This is a genomic window from Pseudomonas sp. Bc-h, assembly GCF_002080045.1.
Taxonomy (GTDB): Bacteria; Pseudomonadota; Gammaproteobacteria; order Pseudomonadales; family Pseudomonadaceae; genus Aquipseudomonas.
The window spans coordinates 218,810-234,748 of record NZ_MUIN01000004.1 but is presented as its reverse complement, the minus strand read 5'-3'; the positions used below and the strand labels follow the sequence as shown (position 1 = coordinate 234,748).

The window sequence follows — 15,939 nt, the reverse complement described above, 5'->3', positions numbered from 1 at the left end:
CCGTCGGTCAGTTACTCGAAAGCTTGTCGCCCCGGGCGAATTTCCAGGTTCGGATGATCTCGAGCCGGTCGATGTCTGCGAGATCGCCGGTGAACGGTGCGAAAGGCGCCGCCAGCCTGACGATTCGTTGCGCTGCCTGATCCAGTAACGGCTGGCCGGAGGACTCCAGCACCAGAACCTCATAGAGAGTGCCGTCGCGGTTGATCGACACCATCATCCGCAGGCTGCCGTAGATCTGCTGGCGCCGGGCCTCTTCGGGGTAGTTGAGGTTGCCAATGCGTTCGATCTTCTTGCGCCAGTCCTCTTTGTACCAGGCGCCCTTGTCGCGCATGGTCGATGCGGCACTCAGGCGATGAATCTTCGGACGCTTGGCATAGGCCTGCTGCTCATCGGCAAGTTCGGCTTCCAGGCTTGCGATTTCGCTGTTCAGTTGGGTGCTGTCAAAGGTCGGGGCGGCCTTTTTGGGCTCGTCCGGTTTGACTTCATCGCGTTTGGCGACGGTTTTCTGCGGCGCCTGGGCTTTAGTGGCCACGGCGGTCTTGGGCGCTTCCTGCTTGACCACTGGCTTGGCGGCAGGCGGAGGTGTCACCTTGTTGATTTTGGTGTCTTGATAGGGCGCTATTTCAGTGGTCTTGGGCACGGCCTTCTTGTCGAGGGTGCCGCTGCCTTGCTGGTTTTCCTGTGCGAGGAAGTCAGCATCCTTGGGCTTAGTGTCGCTTTTGAAGGGGGCGAGGGTGATTTCCAGGGTCTGGGTGATCTTCTCGGGTTTGACGTAGGTAAAGCCCACGCCAAGGATCAATGCCAGATGTACCAGCGCCGCGATCATCAGGGTAAAACCCAGGCGATCGGCCGGGCGCACTTGGGTGCGGGTCAGGGCCATCGGGAGATCACTGTCGACCGCAGCGTTCATCGACGCTCCGGAATCACACGAACCAGCATTGCGAAAACCAACCTAGGACGAAATTCAGGCCGCGCATGATAACGCAATGTCAGGGGGTTCTTGGGCTTTGATGGCGCCGGGCCGATTAGTGGGCTTTGGCGAGGTATCTTCGATTCTGTAGCAGCCCGGCTTGCCGGCCGTGGCGTCATTGGAGTCGCTGCCGCCGGCAAGCCGGACTGCTACAAGGTACGGTGCATCAATTATCGAGCTTGCAGCTTCTTCTCGATCACATCCATCAACATCCCGCCGATGTCCGTGCCGAACGCGTTGTCGATTTCGCGGATGCAGGTCGGGCTGGTGACGTTGATTTCAGTCAAATGCTCCCCGATCACATCCAGACCCACGAACAACAGGCCTTTTTCCCGCAGGATCGGGCCGATTTCGGCGGCGATCCAGCGATCACGGTCGGTCAGCGGACGAGCTTCGCCCCGGCCACCGGCGGCCAGATTGCCACGGGTTTCGCCTGCAGCTGGAATTCGCGCCAGGCAATACGGCACAGGCTCGCCATCGACCATAAGAATGCGCTTGTCGCCGTCCTTGATCGCAGGCAGGTAGGCCTGCGCCATGATCTGTTGCTGACCATGGTTGGTCAGGGTTTCCAGAATCACCGACAGGTTCGGGTCGCCAACGCGATGGCGGAAGATCGAGGCACCACCCATGCCGTCCAGCGGCTTGAGGATGACGTCGCCGTGTTTGGCTGCGAATTCACGCAGGACGTCCGAGCGGCGGCTGACCAGCGTTGGCGGTGTGCACTGAGGAAACAGCGTGGCGAACAGCTTCTCGTTGCAGTCACGCAGACTCTGAGGCTTGTTGACCACCAGCACGCCCGCGCGCTCGGCCTGCTCCAGCAGGTAGGTGGAATAGACGAATTCCATGTCGAACGGCGGATCCTTGCGCATCAGGATCACGTCCAGATCATCCAGGCCGCTGTCGACTTCGGCTTCCAGTTCGAACCAGTGTGCAGGGTCGGCGAACACTTTCAGCGGCTTCATGCGCGCGCGGGCCTGGCCTGCGTCCTGATACAGGTCCTGCTGTTCCATATAGAACAGCGACCAGCCGCGGGCCTGCGCTGCAAGGAGCATGGCCAGCGAGCTGTCCTTTTTAAAGGAGATGCGCTCGATGGGGTCCATGACGATTCCCAGGCGAATGCTCATGGGCGATATTCCTCTGATCGGTAATGGCCGCAACGGGCCTGAAAACAGGCGTCAGGGTGGCGCTGAGCTGGCCTGCGGTCAAGGGGCAAGAGTGGCGCATATGCTTTATGGATTGCGTCTTTAGAGTGTGCTAAAAAGGCTCGGCATCTGGCGTCTCGTCAGTTGTCATTCCACCCCTCTAGATGGGGGTTCAGCGATTTCTAACAGCGCCATGCCCGGCCGAAGGCAGACCCATCTGAATCGCCGCGGCGATGGTAGAGCAGATATGGAACAGCATTCAGCCCCATTGAAAGTCATGGTCATCGACGACTCCCGAACGATTCGTCGCACTGCCGAGACCCTGTTGAAGAACGTTGGCTGCGAAGTGATTACCGCTGTAGACGGCTTCGATGCGCTGGCCAAGATTGCCGATAATCATCCAAGAATCATTTTTGTCGACATCATGATGCCCAGGCTGGACGGGTATCAGACGTGCGCGTTGATCAAGAACAACCGGGCATTCAAGTCTACGCCGGTGATCATGTTGTCCTCCAAGGACGGGCTGTTCGATAAGGCCAAGGGGCGTATCGTCGGGTCCGATCAGTTTTTGACCAAACCGTTTAGCAAGGAAGAACTGCTGAGTGCGATCAAGGCTCACGTGCCAGGGTTCGTTGCAGTAGAACAACAACTATCTTGATGCCGGTCCCAGGTTGTGGGGCGGCTGTTTCTATGGGGAAGCACCATGGCTCGAATTCTGATCGTCGATGACTCGCCGACTGAAATGTACAAGCTGACCGGGATGCTGGAGAAGCATGGCCACGAAGTCCTCAAAGCTGAAAACGGTGCCGATGGCGTGGCATTGGCCCGCCAGGAAAAGCCCGATGCGGTATTGATGGATATCGTCATGCCCGGTCTCAATGGCTTCCAGGCGACCCGTCAGCTGACCAAGGACGCGGACACCAGCATGATCCCGGTGATCATGATCACCACCAAGGATCAGGAAACCGACAAGGTCTGGGGCAAACGCCAGGGCGCAAGGGATTACCTGACCAAGCCGGTGGACGAAGAAACCCTCATGAAAACCCTGAACGCGGTCCTGGCGGGCTGAAGGCCCGCTGGCGTTCATGGCTCAGTCGCAAACTGCCTTCCAGCTGCTGCTCGATATCGACCAGCGCTGTCGCTCGTTGGCTGCCGGGTTGCCGTTGCAGGAAACCCGACAGCAAGGCTGGAGCGGCATCGGCTTTCGCATGGGCGAGCGCTATTACGTGGCGCCCATGGGCGAGGTTGACGAAATCCTCCACGAACCGCGTTGTGCCGCGCTGCCGGGCGTCAAGCCATGGGTCAAGGGCATTGCCAACCTGCGCGGTCGATTGCTGCCGATCATGGACCTCTACGCTTTTTTTGGTCACGAACTCTCGCCGCTGCGCAAGCAGCGCCGGGTGCTGGTGATCGACCATCAGGACGTGTTCACCGGATTGCTGGTCGATGAAGTGTTGGGCATGCAGCATTTCAGTGAGCGAAGCCTGATGCCAGAGTCCCCGGATGACAGCGAGCCGAACATCGCCCCCTATATTCAAGGCCGGTTTCTACGCGAGCAGGCCTGGCGGGTTTTCAGTCCCAGAATCCTGGTGCAGTCGCCGGGTTTTATGGATGTTGCACTTTAATACTGTCTGGCACAGCACCGAGGACGCCCGTCGTCTTCGCAGGCGCGGACCTGTCCGCAAGAGCCATGGTTCAGGCGGAGCCCTGAGAAATGAGTAATACCGGCAAGTCACTGGAAGGCGCGCGCAGTCGCTCGCAGATCATTGCGCTGTTCGTGGGCCTGATCGTTTTCATCATGCTGCTGTTCGTCAATTTTGCGTACTTGAGCACGCAGTCCAACTACGACAAACAGTACATCGGGCATGCCGGCGAGCTACGGGTTCTGTCTCAGCGCATCGCGAAAAACGCGACAGAGGCTGCGGCCGGCAAGGCTGCGGCGTTCAAGTTGCTGGCCGATGCGCGCAACGATTTCGACACTCGCTGGCAATACCTCAAGAAGGGCGACAAGAACACCGGCTTGCCCGCTGCGCCTGCCGAAGTCACCGACGAACTCAAAGCGGTACAAAACGACTGGGAAAACCTGCGCAAAAGCACCGATGTGATCCTTTCTCGCGAGCAAACGGTGCTGTCGCTGCATCAGGTCGCGGCAACACTCGCCGAGACCATTCCGCAGTTGCAGATCGAGTCGGAAAAGGTCGTCGACATTCTTCTGCAAAATCGCGCCCCCGCCAGCCAGGTTGCGCTCGCCCAGCGTCAGTCGCTGCTCGCAGAGCGAATTCTCGGCGCCGTGAATACCGTGTTGTCCGGCGATGAAACCGCTGTTCAAGCCGCCGATGCCTTCGGGCGCGACGCCAGCCAGTTCGGTCGGGTGCTCAACGGTATGCTCGATGGTAATGCGACCCTGAAGATCGCTCAGGTGGAAGACCGCGATGCGCGGGCGAGGCTGGCTGAAATCGCCGAGCTGTTCCAGTTCGTGTCGGGATCAGTCGATGAAATTCTGGAAACCTCGCCGGAATTGCTGGAAGTGCGCGAAGCCGCAGGCAATATTTTCAACCTTTCGCAAACCCTGCTCGACGAAGCCTCCGTGCTCGCCAACAGCTTCGAGCACATGGCTGGCGGTCGCGCCACCAATAGCTATGGTGGCTACGTTCTTGGTCTGCTGGCGCTGGCATCGATCATTCTGATTGGCCTGGTCATGGTCAGGGAAACCAACCGTCAACTGCGCGAGACCGCCGAGAAGAACGAGCGCAACCAGACCGCGATCATGCGCTTGCTCGACGAGATCGAAGATCTGGCCGACGGCGACCTTACTGTCGCGGCGTCGGTAACCGAGGACTTCACGGGCGCCATTGCCGATTCGATCAACTACTCCATCGACCAGTTGCGCGAACTGGTCGCAACCATCAACCTCACCGCCGAGCAAGTGTTCGGTGCGGTCAAGGACACTCAGACCACCGCGACCCAATTGGCAGCGGCCTCTGAGCATCAGGCCTTGCAGATCGCCGCGGCATCGAACGCCGTCAACGACATGTCCAGATCCGTGGAGCAGGTCTCGGCCAACGCTTCGGAGTCGGTGGCGGTTGCCGAGCGTTCGGTCGCCATCGCCAACAAGGGCAACGAGGTGGTGCATAACACCATCAACGGGATGGACAACATTCGCGAGCAGATTCAGGACACGTCCAAGAGGATCAAGCGTCTGGGCGAGTCTTCCCAGGAAATTGGCGATATTGTAAGCCTGATCGACGACATTGCCGATCAGACCAACATCCTGGCGCTGAATGCCGCGATCCAGGCATCGATGGCGGGTGACGCCGGACGCGGTTTTGCCGTGGTTGCCGACGAAGTTCAGCGGCTGGCCGAGCGTTCGTCCTCGGCGACCAAGCAGATCGAAACGCTGGTCCGCGCGATTCAAAATGACACCAACGAAGCGGTAATCTCCATGGAGCAGACCACCACCGAAGTGGTGCGTGGCGCACGATTGGCGCAGGATGCCGGTGTGGCGCTGGAGGAAATCGAAGGGGTTTCCAAGGTCCTCGCCGCGCTCGTCGAGAGCATCACCAATGCTGCGCAACAGCAGGCTGCGTTGGGTCAGCAGATTTCCGCGACCATGACCGTGATCCAGCAGACCACCACGCAAACCACGTCGGGCACGGCGGCCACTGCGCAGAGCATGGGCAATCTGGCGAAGATGGCCAGCGAGATGCGTCGCTCGGTGTCCGGTTTTACACTGCCGGCTTCAAGGGATCAGCATTGATCGTCATGCGTCACGACTTGGGCAACTGGAGCCACCATGGCTGACCGTCACGATTACGTGGCCCTGGAGTGGGTCAAGGGCGAAATAGCCGAAACCCTCAAACACGCACGTCAGGCACTGGATGCCTTCGTCGCGCGGCCGCATGACCCGTCCGCCATGGAAGTCTGTCTGGACTTCATCCATCAGGTGCACGGCAGCTTGCAGATGATCGAATTCTACGGCGCCGCATTGTTCGCCGAAGAGATCGAGCAGTTGGCGCTGGCGCTGCAACAGGGCCATGTCGTTCAGGAAACCGAAGCCGTTCAGCTGCTGAATCAGGCGATGAGCCAACTGCCGGTGTATCTGGAGCGCGTGCATTCGGCACGTCGTGACCTGCCACTGGTGGTATTGCCGCTGCTCAACGACCTGCGCAGCGCGCGTGGCGAAAGCCTGCTTTCAGAAACCAGCCTGTTCTCACCGCAGTTGTTGTCGGTCGCCGAACTGGATGCCCAGACCCTGGCCGAGCGCGACAGCCCCGAGTTGCCGACGAAACTGCGCAAGCTGCGTCAGACTCTGCAGACTGCTTTGGTCGGTTTGCTGCGCGAGCAGGATGTGCAGACGCAACTGGGCTACATGACCAAAGTGTTCGCGCGCCTTGAGATGCTGTGCAAGGACGCGCCGCTCGAACCGTTGTGGCGCATAGCCTCGGCGCTGGTCGAGACCATGGCCAGCGGCAATTTCACCAACAGCCCGGCGCTGCGCAGCCTGTTCAAAGATGCCGACAAGCAGCTCAAGCGCCTGCAGGAACAGGGCATCGCCGGGATCAATCAGCCCGCCCCGGATGAGCTGCTGAAAAGCCTGCTGTTTTATATCGCCAAATCTGACAGTCAGGCGCAGAGGATGATTGAGTTGAAGGATCAGTACGGCCTCGCCGAAGCCTTGCCGCAAAGCGCACTGGTGGATGAAGAGCGCGCGCGCATGGCTGGCCCGGATCGCGACGCCATGCGCTCGGTGATCATCGCCTTATGCGACGAACTGGTCCGCACCAAAGAGCGGCTCGACGTGTTCGTGCGTGGCGACCGCCAGCACGTCAGCGAACTCAACGCCCTGTTGCCGCCGCTTCGACAGATCGCCGACACCCTGGCGGTATTGGGATTCGGCCAGCCGCGCAAGGTCATCATCGATCAGTTGAGCGTGGTGCAGGGGATGGCCCAAGGACAGCGCGAGCCCAACGACGCCACGCTGATGGATGTCGCCGGCGCCTTGCTGTATGTCGAGGCAACGCTGGCGGGCATGGCCGGGACGGTTGATCAGAGCAGCCCCGAAGAAAGCCGGCTGCCGACCACCGATCTGAGCCAGATTCACCAGTTGGTGATCAAGGAAGCGCGGGTCGTGCTGCAACAGGCCAAGGACGTGATCGACGATTACGTTGATGGCGAAATGGACCGTGAACGCCTGGCGCCGTTGTCTGCGCAGCTGATTCAGGTGCGTGGCGCGCTGGCAATGATCCCGTTGGCGCGGGCGTCCGGCCTGTTGGCGGCCTGCAACGACTACATCGTCGAACAACTGCTGTCGAGCACAGAGCCGCCTGTCTCGTCGCAGCTGGACCATCTGGCGGACGTGATCATCGGCATCGAATATTACCTGGAACGCATGGCCGAAGATCCCGAGGCGCCGGGTGAGCATGTGCTGGATCTGGCACAGGAGAGCCTCGCAAAACTGGGGTATTCGCCGGTCCCTGACACGGACGTGCCGGTGCTCGATGAGGTCATCAGCCACGAAGAACTGAACGAGCTGCATGAGCAGCAGGCTCTGGTAAATCCAAGCCAAAGCATCGCCGAAGTACTCGCCAGCCCGGTGTCGGCAGTCAATCCGCCCGCACGGCATGTACCAGCCAGCCTGCTGCCGCCGCCCAAAGGCGAGCAGGCGGTGGACGATGAACTGCGTGACGTATTCCTGGAGGAAACAGACGAGGTCCTCCAGGCGCTGCATGAATACCTGCCGCGCTGGCTGGCCGACGGTGAAAACTTTTCCGCATTGAGCGAAATCCGTCGCGCCTTTCACACACTCAAAGGCAGCGGGCGAATGGTCCGTGCGCTGGTGCTCGGCGAGTTGGCCTGGGCCGTGGAAAACCTGCTGAACCGCGTGCTGGAGCGCAGCGTCAAGGCTGACGGCCAGGTTCATCAATTACTGATCGATGTGCAGGTGCTGTTACCGGACGTCATTCGTGATTTCGCCGAAGACGTCCAGCGCCAGCGCGATGACGTGGACTTGCTCGCCGCCCGCGCCCATGCCCTGGCCCAAGGCGAGGAGGTCGAGTCACAGGCCGCTGAGCCAGCAGTGCCGTCAGAGCCCCACGAGCCGCAAGAGCAGGGCTTCGATCCGCAGCTGCTGGAGATTTTCCGTCAGGAAGCCCATACGCATCTCGATACCCTGAATCGCTACCTCGACGCCGCCCGAGAAGAAGAATCCCCTGTCTTCAGTGATGAATTACTGCGCGCGCTGCATACCCTCAAAGGCAGCGCCTACATGGCCGGTGTGCTGCCGATGGCCGAGCTGGCGAGCCCGCTCGATCAGTTGGTGCGCGAATTCAAGACTAACCAGATTGCTGTCGGCCAGCCGGAAATCGAGCTGCTGGCTCTCGCCGAGCCTCTGTTCCACAAGGGCCTGATGCAGTTGAAGCCCGACCCGTTGATGCCGATCGAGGGCGCCACGCAGTTGATCGAAGCGGCCCATGCCTTGCTCGACGAGCGAATGGCCGATGCGTTGAGCGCTGACAGCAACGGCCTGCGCACCCGCCGCAATCCGCAGTTGATCGCCAGTTTCCTCGCTGAAGGCATGGATATCCTGCTGGACGCCGAAAACCTGCTCAAACGCTGGCGGCAGCATCCACGCGAGCGTCAGGAGCTCAACGCACTGCTCGACGAATTGACCATGCTCGGCCACGGCGCGCACATGGCCGATCTGCCGCAAGTGGATGAGCTGTGCGAAGCCTTGCTGGATCTGTATGGGGCGGTGGAAGAGAGCAGTCTGGCGGTCAGCGAACGGTTTTTCCATGAAGCGGAAAATGCCCATGAAGCGCTGATCAACATGCTTGATCAGGTCGCGGCGGGGCAACAGGTTCAGGCCTGTCCGGAGCGGGTGCAAGCGCTGCGCGAACTCCTCGATGAAGCCCTGGACCCAAGCGCCACGGGCCTGATCGAAAGCCAGGGCGGCCTGGCGACCCGGGTCACTGAATTAACCCAGGCCACTCTGGATGCAGAGCCAGCCCAACCTGAACAACCGCAGCGCGACGAGCTGGATCAGGAAATCGTCGATATCTTTCTGGAAGAGGCGGTCGACATTCTCGAAGGCGCGGGCCAGGCCCTTCAACGCTGGCTCGACGATCCGGAAAACCCGCTGCCGCTTTCTTCCTTGCAGCGCGATCTGCACACCCTCAAGGGTGGCGCGCGCATGGCCGAAATCTGTCCGGTGGGCGATCTTGGGCACGAGCTTGAATCACTTTACGAAGGCCTGATCGATCGCCGCTGCAACCACACCCCTGAACTGGCCGAATTGTTGGTGCGCAGCCACGATCATCTGGCGCAGATGCTCGAACAACTGCAACACCGCACGCCGTTGGCTGATCCCGCGCCGCTCATCGAGGAGATTCGCGAGTTCCGCCAGTGCAACTGTTACGTGTTGCCCCATGATGGCGAGGCGCGCAACGTTGGCTCGATGATCCAGCCGCTCGACGAACGCGATCCCGAGTTGCTGGAGATCTTCCTCGAAGAAGCCGACGACATCATTGAAAGTTCAAGCGCCGCGCTGGTCCGCTGGCAGGCCGATCCGCAGAACACGCTGGAAGTGGAAAACCTGTTGCGTGACCTGCACACCCTGAAAGGTGGGGCTCGCATGGTGGAGATTGCCCCGATCGGCGATCTGGCCCATGAACTGGAATCGTTGTACGAAGGTTTGTCGTCCGGTGCGTTGAAGAACGGCGCGCTGCTCAACGGCCTGTTGCAAAGCGGCCATGACATGCTCGCCGACATGGTCGATGCCGTTCGTGGGTATGAGCCGCTGCCCAATCCGACGCTGCTGATCGACAGCATCGCGCAGTACTCGGCCTCGGGGGCGATACATGAGGTCGGCAGCAAGGCGCCGGAAGAGCCGACGATTGCTCCAGCACCCGCCGCAGAACCTGCCGCCACAGCGCCGGATGCCGATGCCGAGCGCACCGGGCCGGAGATGGTCAAGGTTGCGGCGGAGCAGTTGGAGGATCTGGTCAACCTGGCGGGCGAAACCTCGATTTTCCGTGGGCGCATCGAGCAGCAGGTCAGCGACGCGCAGATCACCCTGGCGGAGATGGAGACCACCATCGAGCGCATGCGCGATCAGTTGCGTCGGCTGGACATTGAGACCCAGGGTCGGATCCTCAGCCGCGACCGTCAGGCCGAACGGCAGGGCTACGAAGAATTCGACCCCCTGGAAATGGATCGCCATTCCCAGTTGCAGCAACTGTCGCGCGCGCTGTTCGAGTCCGCGTCCGACTTGATGGACCTCAAGGAAACCCTCGACACCCGTGCTCATGAAGCCGAAACCCTGTTGCTGCAACAGGCGAGGGTCAACACCGAGCTTCAGGAAAACCTGATGCGCACGCGCATGGTGCCCTTCGAGCGCATGGTGCCGCGTCTGCGTCGAATCGTGCGGCAGGTCTCGGGCGAGCTGAACAAGAAGGTCAAGTTCGATGTGGTCAACGCTGAGGGCGAAATGGACCGCAACGTGCTTGAACGCATGGTCGCGCCGCTGGAACACATGCTGCGCAACGCCATCGACCATGGCCTCGAAAGCCCGGAAAAGCGCCAGGCTGCGGGCAAGTCCGAAATGGGCCACATCACGCTGAGTCTGTCCCATGAAGGCGGCGATATCGTCATCGAAATGAGCGACGACGGCGCAGGAGTCGATTTTGAGGCTGTACGACGCAAGGCGATCAAGCGCGGCCTGATCAGTCCGGACGCCGAGTTGAGTGAGCACGACACGCTGCAATTCATCTTGCAGGCCGGCTTCTCCACGGCCGAAACCATCACCCAGATCTCCGGACGCGGCGTCGGGATGGATGTGGTGCACGCCGAGGTCAAGGATCTGGGCGGTTCAATGGTCATCGACTCGAAATCAGGGCAAGGCGCGCGTTTCCGCATTCGCCTGCCGTTCTCGGTATCGGTCAATCGCGCGCTGATGGTGCAGTGCGGCGAAGAGCAATACGCCGTGCCGCTGAACAGCATCGAAGGCATCGTGCGGGTCATGCCTGGCGAGCTGGAGACGTATTACCAATCCTCGCCACCGCGATATCAGTATGGCGAGCGCAGTTATGAACTGCGTTATCTGGGCGAGCTGCTCAATCACGGACAGCCGCCAAAGCTGAGCGGCCAGACTCAGCCGCTCCCAGTGCTGCTGGTTCATGTCCATGATCAATGGGTAGCGGTGCAGGTCGATGCGCTGGCGGGATCGCGGGAGATCGTGGTGAAGAACCTCGGACCGCAGTTTTCCGGCGTGCAGGGGATTTCCGGGGCGACGATCCTCGGCGATGGTCGAGTGGTGCTGATTCTCGACCTGTTCGCCCATATCCGTCGCTTGCACGCGCGGATGCTGGCATTGCAGGTCTCCGGTCAGGCGCCGACGCCTTATGTCCAAACCGAACAGACGCGACCGTTGCTGGTGATGGTGGTTGATGACTCGGTCACCGTTCGCAAGGTCACCGGACGTCTTCTGGAACGCAACGGCATGAACGTGCTGACGGCCAAGGATGGTGTCGACGCCATGGCTCTGCTGAAGGAGCACACGCCGGACGTCATGCTGCTGGACATCGAAATGCCGCGGATGGACGGCTTTGAAGTCGCCAGCAAAGTGCGTGAAGACGAAGCGCTCAAGCACTTGCCGATCATCATGATCACTTCCCGTTCCGGGCAGAAACACCGCGACCGTGCGATGGCCCTGGGCGTGAACGACTACATGAGCAAGCCTTATCAGGAAGCTGCGCTGCTGGAGAGCATTGCCCACTGGAGTCACGTAAATGTCTGACACCACGACGCAAACCGCGCGCCTGACCAGCCTCACCGGCTTGCTGATTCCGCTGAGCGACCGGCATTTGTTGCTGCCCAACGTGGCCGTCGCCGAATTGATCGACTATCAGGACAGCATCGCCGATCCCGCCGCTCCGCAGTGGTATCTGGGCCCGATCAACTGGCGCAACCGAAGCCTGCCTCTGCTCAGTTTCGAAGCCGCCTGTGGCAGCCGCGCCCGGGTCGGCGGCCGTGCGCGCATCGTGGTTCTCAACGCGCTGGGCGGCCGCCCCGACCTGAAATTCATCGCGCTGCTGACCCAAGGCATCCCCCGCTCCTGCAAGCTCGACAACCAACTTAGTTACGTTGATGTACCTCTGTCTGAACTTGAGCTGGCAGCAGTGCAGGTCGGCGAAACCGTCGCGAAAGTGCCTGATCTTGTGGCGTTGGAGCAGTGGCTGGTGGATGCGGGGTTGGTGCAGGTGGCTGGGCCGGGGATTTGATTTTTGTAAGTCCTGATCGTTGCGGGGTCGAAGAGTTTGATGGCAGAGCCGTTCGGGCATGCCGAGCACAACTAATCGACTCGGACCATTGGAGGCTAGCGATCTGTTCGCTGGTGAAGAACCCGCAAGATCTGCAATTGACCATTCGCTACCCGATACGGCGCCACATAAGGGTATCTGGTAAACACGAATTCCCTGATGTCCGGAGATTGAGAAGGGCGCCCCAAACCGCTGAAAGTTCTCAACGGCTCCAGCGATTCAAGTATTTCCAACACTACGCGATTGGCTGCTCTTGACCCCGCGTGGATTGAGTAGCGCTCGTGCAGGGCTTCCAGATCGCTCTGAGCTTTGCTAGTCAGCGTTATTTTCAGCACGCTTCATCCACTTCTGTCTTACCAACTCCATGTCTGCCAGATTTCCCGCGTCGGCATCAGCGATACCTTCGGCAGTCGCTTCCAAGTGCCAGGTTTCTGCCTTCAGATATTGACTCAACGCTCGCTTGAGGTGGTACTGACGATCACGCTCCGTCGCTGCCGCTAAGCGATCTAGTGTATTTACCATTTCTTCATCTGTTCTGAATGACAAAACAGTCGATGACATGATGCCCCCGTGCATTTGATCGGCGTATACGTCGTATACAGGTCCGGTAACGGTAGGCGGATGGGCGGAGGAATGCAATTGATGTGGCAGCGTCATAGGGCTTCACCTGCAAATTTGCGATCCTATCGGACTGCTTGATAACGGAGGTGGTACATATTTATCGCTAAGGTGTGTCAGTCCGTGAGCCGAATAAATCCACTATTCGGCTCATCATGTGAGCCGAATAGCCATTTCCGGCATGCCATTCCTAAGGCGCTGTCAGATGCGTGCTTCTCCTTGGAATGAATCATTACTCCAACCGTAACGATCGACATGTCTGCTTGATTGATACCCCGCACCCTTAGCTCCTAATGTGGCCCACGACAGCGAAACTCGTGGAGTCAGCATGACTACAACAACGAAACTTGACCCGCGCTGGTCGCGTCGTCGCAGCGAAAAGCAGCGGCGGCTCGAGCAAGTGCGTTCCTTCGCCGATGGCGTGGTACTGCCCACCGACAAGATCGTTGCGGCACTGGAGGCGTTGATTGCGCCCGGTGACCGTGTGGTGCTTGAAGGCAACAACCAGAAGCAGGCGGATTTTCTGTCTCGTTCGCTGGTCAAGGCCGATCCCGGCAAGCTTCATGATCTGCACATGATCATGCCCAGCGTCGGACGCGCCGAGCATCTGGATCTGTTCGAACGCGGCATCGCCCGCAAGCTCGATTTTTCTTTCGCCGGTACGCAAAGTCTGCGCATCAGCCAGTTGCTGGAAGACGGTCTGCTGGAAATCGGCGCGATTCATACGTACATCGAGCTGTATTCCCGCCTGTTGGTCGACCTGATTCCCAATGTCGTGCTGTCTGCCGGGTTCATGGCCGACCGTGCGGGCAACATCTACACCGGCGCCAGCACCGAAGACACTCCGGCTCTGATCGAACCTGCGGCGTTCAGCGACGGGATCGTCATCGTCCAGGTCAACCAGCTGGTAGACGACGTCAGCGATCTGCCGCGAGTGGACATTCCGGCATCCTGGGTCGATTTCGTGGTGGTCGCCGACAAGCCGTTTTACATCGAGCCGCTGTTCACCCGCGATCCGCGCCACATCAAGCCGGTTCACGTGCTGATGGCGATGATGGCGATTCGCGGGATCTACGAGAAACACAACGTCCAGTCGCTTAACCACGGCATCGGTTTCAATACCGCAGCTATTGAACTGATTCTGCCGACCTACGGCGAGTCGCTGGGGCTCAAAGGCAAGATCTGCCGCAACTGGACGCTCAACCCGCATCCAACGCTGATTCCCGCGATTGAAAGCGGTTGGGTCGAAAGCGTGCATTGCTTTGGCACCGAACTGGGCATGGAAAACTACATCGCCGCACGGCCTGATGTGTTCTTCACTGGCCGCGATGGCTCTATGCGCTCCAACCGCATGATGTGCCAACTGGCCGGGCAGTATGCGGTGGACCTGTTCATCGGCGCGACATTGCAGGTGGATGGCGACGGACATTCCTCTACCGTGACTCGCGGTCGCCTCGCCGGTTTCGGTGGCGCGCCGAACATGGGTCATGATCCACGCGGTCGACGTCATGCAACCCCGGCCTGGCTGGACATGCGCCAGCACAGCGGCGATGGCCCGGACGCCTACCTTGAGCGCGGCAAGAAGCTCGTCGTGCAGATGGTCGAAACCTTCCAGGAGGGCGGCAAACCTACCTTCGTTGAAACCCTCGACGCCGTGGATGTGGCCAAGAAAAGTGGCATGCCGCTGGCGCCGATCATGATTTACGGCGACGACGTCACCCACCTGCTGACCGAAGAAGGTATCGCCTACCTGTACAAAGCGCGCAGCCTGGAAGAGCGTCAGGCGATGATCGCCGCCGTGGCAGGCGTGACCTCCATCGGCCTTCGACACAACCCCAAAGACACCGCGCGCATGCGTCGTGAAGGCTTGATCGCCTTGCCTGAAGATCTGGGCATTCGCCGCACCGACGCCAGTCGTGAATTGCTGGCCGCCAAGAGCATCGCCGAGCTGGTGGAGTGGTCCGGTGGTTTGTACAACCCGCCTGCAAAATTCAGGAGCTGGTGATGCGCGCACTCAACCTGGCTTTCGACGCTTCACCTCGCTCGCTGCCATTGGCTGAGCGTCTCGCCGATCTGGCTGTAGACGCGCTGATCGACGAAGCCGACCTGTCGCCAAAGCCGGCATTGGTCGATCGTCGCAGCAGTGGCGCGCACAAGGATCTGCACTTGGGCCTGATGCACGCATCGGCGCTGTCACTGTGGCCTGCCTTCAAGGAAATGGCCGAAGCTGCGATTGAGATCGGCGAAATCGGTCAACCATTGAGAGAGGCGATAGGCCGCATTGGTCGTGAAGGCGAAGTCGCGATGATGCGCACCACGGGCGGCGTCAACACCCATCGTGGCGCCATCTGGGCCTTGGGGTTGCTGGTCACGGCGGCTGCGCTGGATCCCTCTGATTTGTCGGCGGCAGGCTTGGGCTTGCGCGCGGCTTGTCTGGCGCTGATCGAGGATCGCAATCTACCCACACAAGACAGCCACGGCGCTGTAGTCGCTCGCAAATACGGCGCCATGGGCGCGCGGGAGCAGGCTCAGATGGGCTTCCCCGCTGTCACCCAATGCGGCCTGCCCCAACTGAAACTCAGCCGCACCGCCAATCATGGCGAGCAGAACGCGAGACTCGATGCACTGCTGGCGATCATGACCACGTTGTCCGATACCTGCGTGCTGTATCGCGCCGGCGAGCAAGGTCTGGCGACCATGCAGCAAGGCGCGCAGCGAGTGCTGGACGCTGGAGGTAGTGCGACGCTGAGCGGCCGACGAGCCCTGCATGCGCTCGATGAGCAGTTGTTGAGCCTGAACGCATCCCCGGGTGGCGCCGCCGATCTGCTTGCAGCCTGCCTGTTTATCGATTGCCTTGAGCCTGCGCTCGGCGATGAAACGAGGAACGTCTGAT

General features: G+C 60.2%; 12 protein-coding genes. 8 read left to right on the top strand and 4 right to left on the bottom strand.

Translation table 11 applies throughout. From position 1 onward, the window contains the following. Positions 1–7: 7 nt before the first annotated feature. Together BWR59_RS08005 and gshB are read right to left on the bottom strand one after the other, a co-directional pair. Entirely contained in the window at positions 8–910 is a 903-nt protein-coding gene (locus BWR59_RS08005) for an energy transducer TonB (RefSeq protein ID WP_081565098.1), read from the bottom strand. 230 nt (positions 911–1,140) lie between these two features. After that, positions 1,141–2,094 (bottom strand): glutathione synthase, encoded by a 954-nt coding sequence (gene gshB, locus BWR59_RS08000; RefSeq protein WP_081565097.1) that lies wholly within the window; start codon positions 2,092–2,094, stop codon positions 1,141–1,143. A 265-nt stretch (positions 2,095–2,359) separates the two neighbouring features. On the opposite strand from gshB, the gene pilG reads away from it, so the two are divergent. The 6 genes from pilG to BWR59_RS07970 all read left to right on the top strand — a co-directional run bounded on the left by pilG (position 2,360) and on the right by BWR59_RS07970 (position 12,389). Then, entirely contained in the window at positions 2,360–2,770 is a 411-nt protein-coding gene (gene pilG / locus BWR59_RS07995; protein ID WP_081565096.1) for a twitching motility response regulator PilG, read from the top strand. 45 nt (positions 2,771–2,815) lie between these two features. Beyond that, positions 2,816–3,181: a twitching motility response regulator PilH gene (gene pilH / locus BWR59_RS07990; RefSeq protein ID WP_003316741.1), complete on the top strand. Its 366-nt coding sequence runs from the start codon at positions 2,816–2,818 to the stop codon at positions 3,179–3,181. Between the two features lie 16 nt (positions 3,182–3,197). Next, positions 3,198–3,737, top strand: a complete 540-nt coding sequence (locus BWR59_RS07985; protein ID WP_081565095.1) for a chemotaxis protein CheW — start codon at positions 3,198–3,200, stop codon at positions 3,735–3,737. A gap of 89 nt (positions 3,738–3,826) precedes the next feature. Further along, positions 3,827–5,869 carry a methyl-accepting chemotaxis protein gene (locus BWR59_RS07980; RefSeq protein WP_081565094.1) on the top strand — a complete coding sequence of 681 codons (2,043 nt, stop codon included), beginning with the start codon at positions 3,827–3,829 and terminating at the stop codon, positions 5,867–5,869. Between the two features lie 36 nt (positions 5,870–5,905). After that, on the top strand, positions 5,906–11,905 hold the full coding sequence (locus tag BWR59_RS07975) for an Hpt domain-containing protein (RefSeq protein ID WP_081565093.1): 6,000 nt from the start codon (positions 5,906–5,908) through the stop codon (positions 11,903–11,905). Beyond that, the gene (locus tag BWR59_RS07970; RefSeq protein WP_081565092.1) at positions 11,898–12,389 is read left to right on the top strand and encodes a chemotaxis protein CheW; all 492 of its coding nucleotides are present in this window, start codon (positions 11,898–11,900) and stop codon (positions 12,387–12,389) included. Before BWR59_RS07975 ends, BWR59_RS07970 begins: the two co-directional genes overlap by 8 nt. A 95-nt stretch (positions 12,390–12,484) precedes the next feature. On the opposite strand, the gene BWR59_RS07965 is transcribed toward BWR59_RS07970, so the two are convergent. Together BWR59_RS07965 and BWR59_RS07960 are read right to left on the bottom strand one after the other, a co-directional pair. Continuing rightward, positions 12,485–12,763, bottom strand: a complete 279-nt coding sequence (locus tag BWR59_RS07965) for a type II toxin-antitoxin system RelE/ParE family toxin (RefSeq protein WP_081565091.1) — start codon at positions 12,761–12,763, stop codon at positions 12,485–12,487. Continuing rightward, positions 12,741–12,989 (bottom strand): ribbon-helix-helix protein, CopG family, encoded by a 249-nt coding sequence (locus BWR59_RS07960; protein ID WP_081565254.1) that lies wholly within the window; start codon positions 12,987–12,989, stop codon positions 12,741–12,743. Before BWR59_RS07960 ends, BWR59_RS07965 begins: the two co-directional genes overlap by 23 nt. Before the next feature lie 385 nt (positions 12,990–13,374). On the opposite strand from BWR59_RS07960, the gene mdcA reads away from it, so the two are divergent. Together mdcA and BWR59_RS07950 are read left to right on the top strand one after the other, a co-directional pair. Next, positions 13,375–15,051 (top strand): malonate decarboxylase subunit alpha, encoded by a 1,677-nt coding sequence (mdcA, locus tag BWR59_RS07955; protein ID WP_081565090.1) that lies wholly within the window; start codon positions 13,375–13,377, stop codon positions 15,049–15,051. Next, positions 15,051–15,938 carry a triphosphoribosyl-dephospho-CoA synthase gene (locus BWR59_RS07950; protein WP_081565089.1) on the top strand — a complete coding sequence of 296 codons (888 nt, stop codon included), beginning with the start codon at positions 15,051–15,053 and terminating at the stop codon, positions 15,936–15,938. Before mdcA ends, BWR59_RS07950 begins: the two co-directional genes overlap by 1 nt. The last annotated feature ends 1 nt before the right edge of the window (position 15,939 follow it).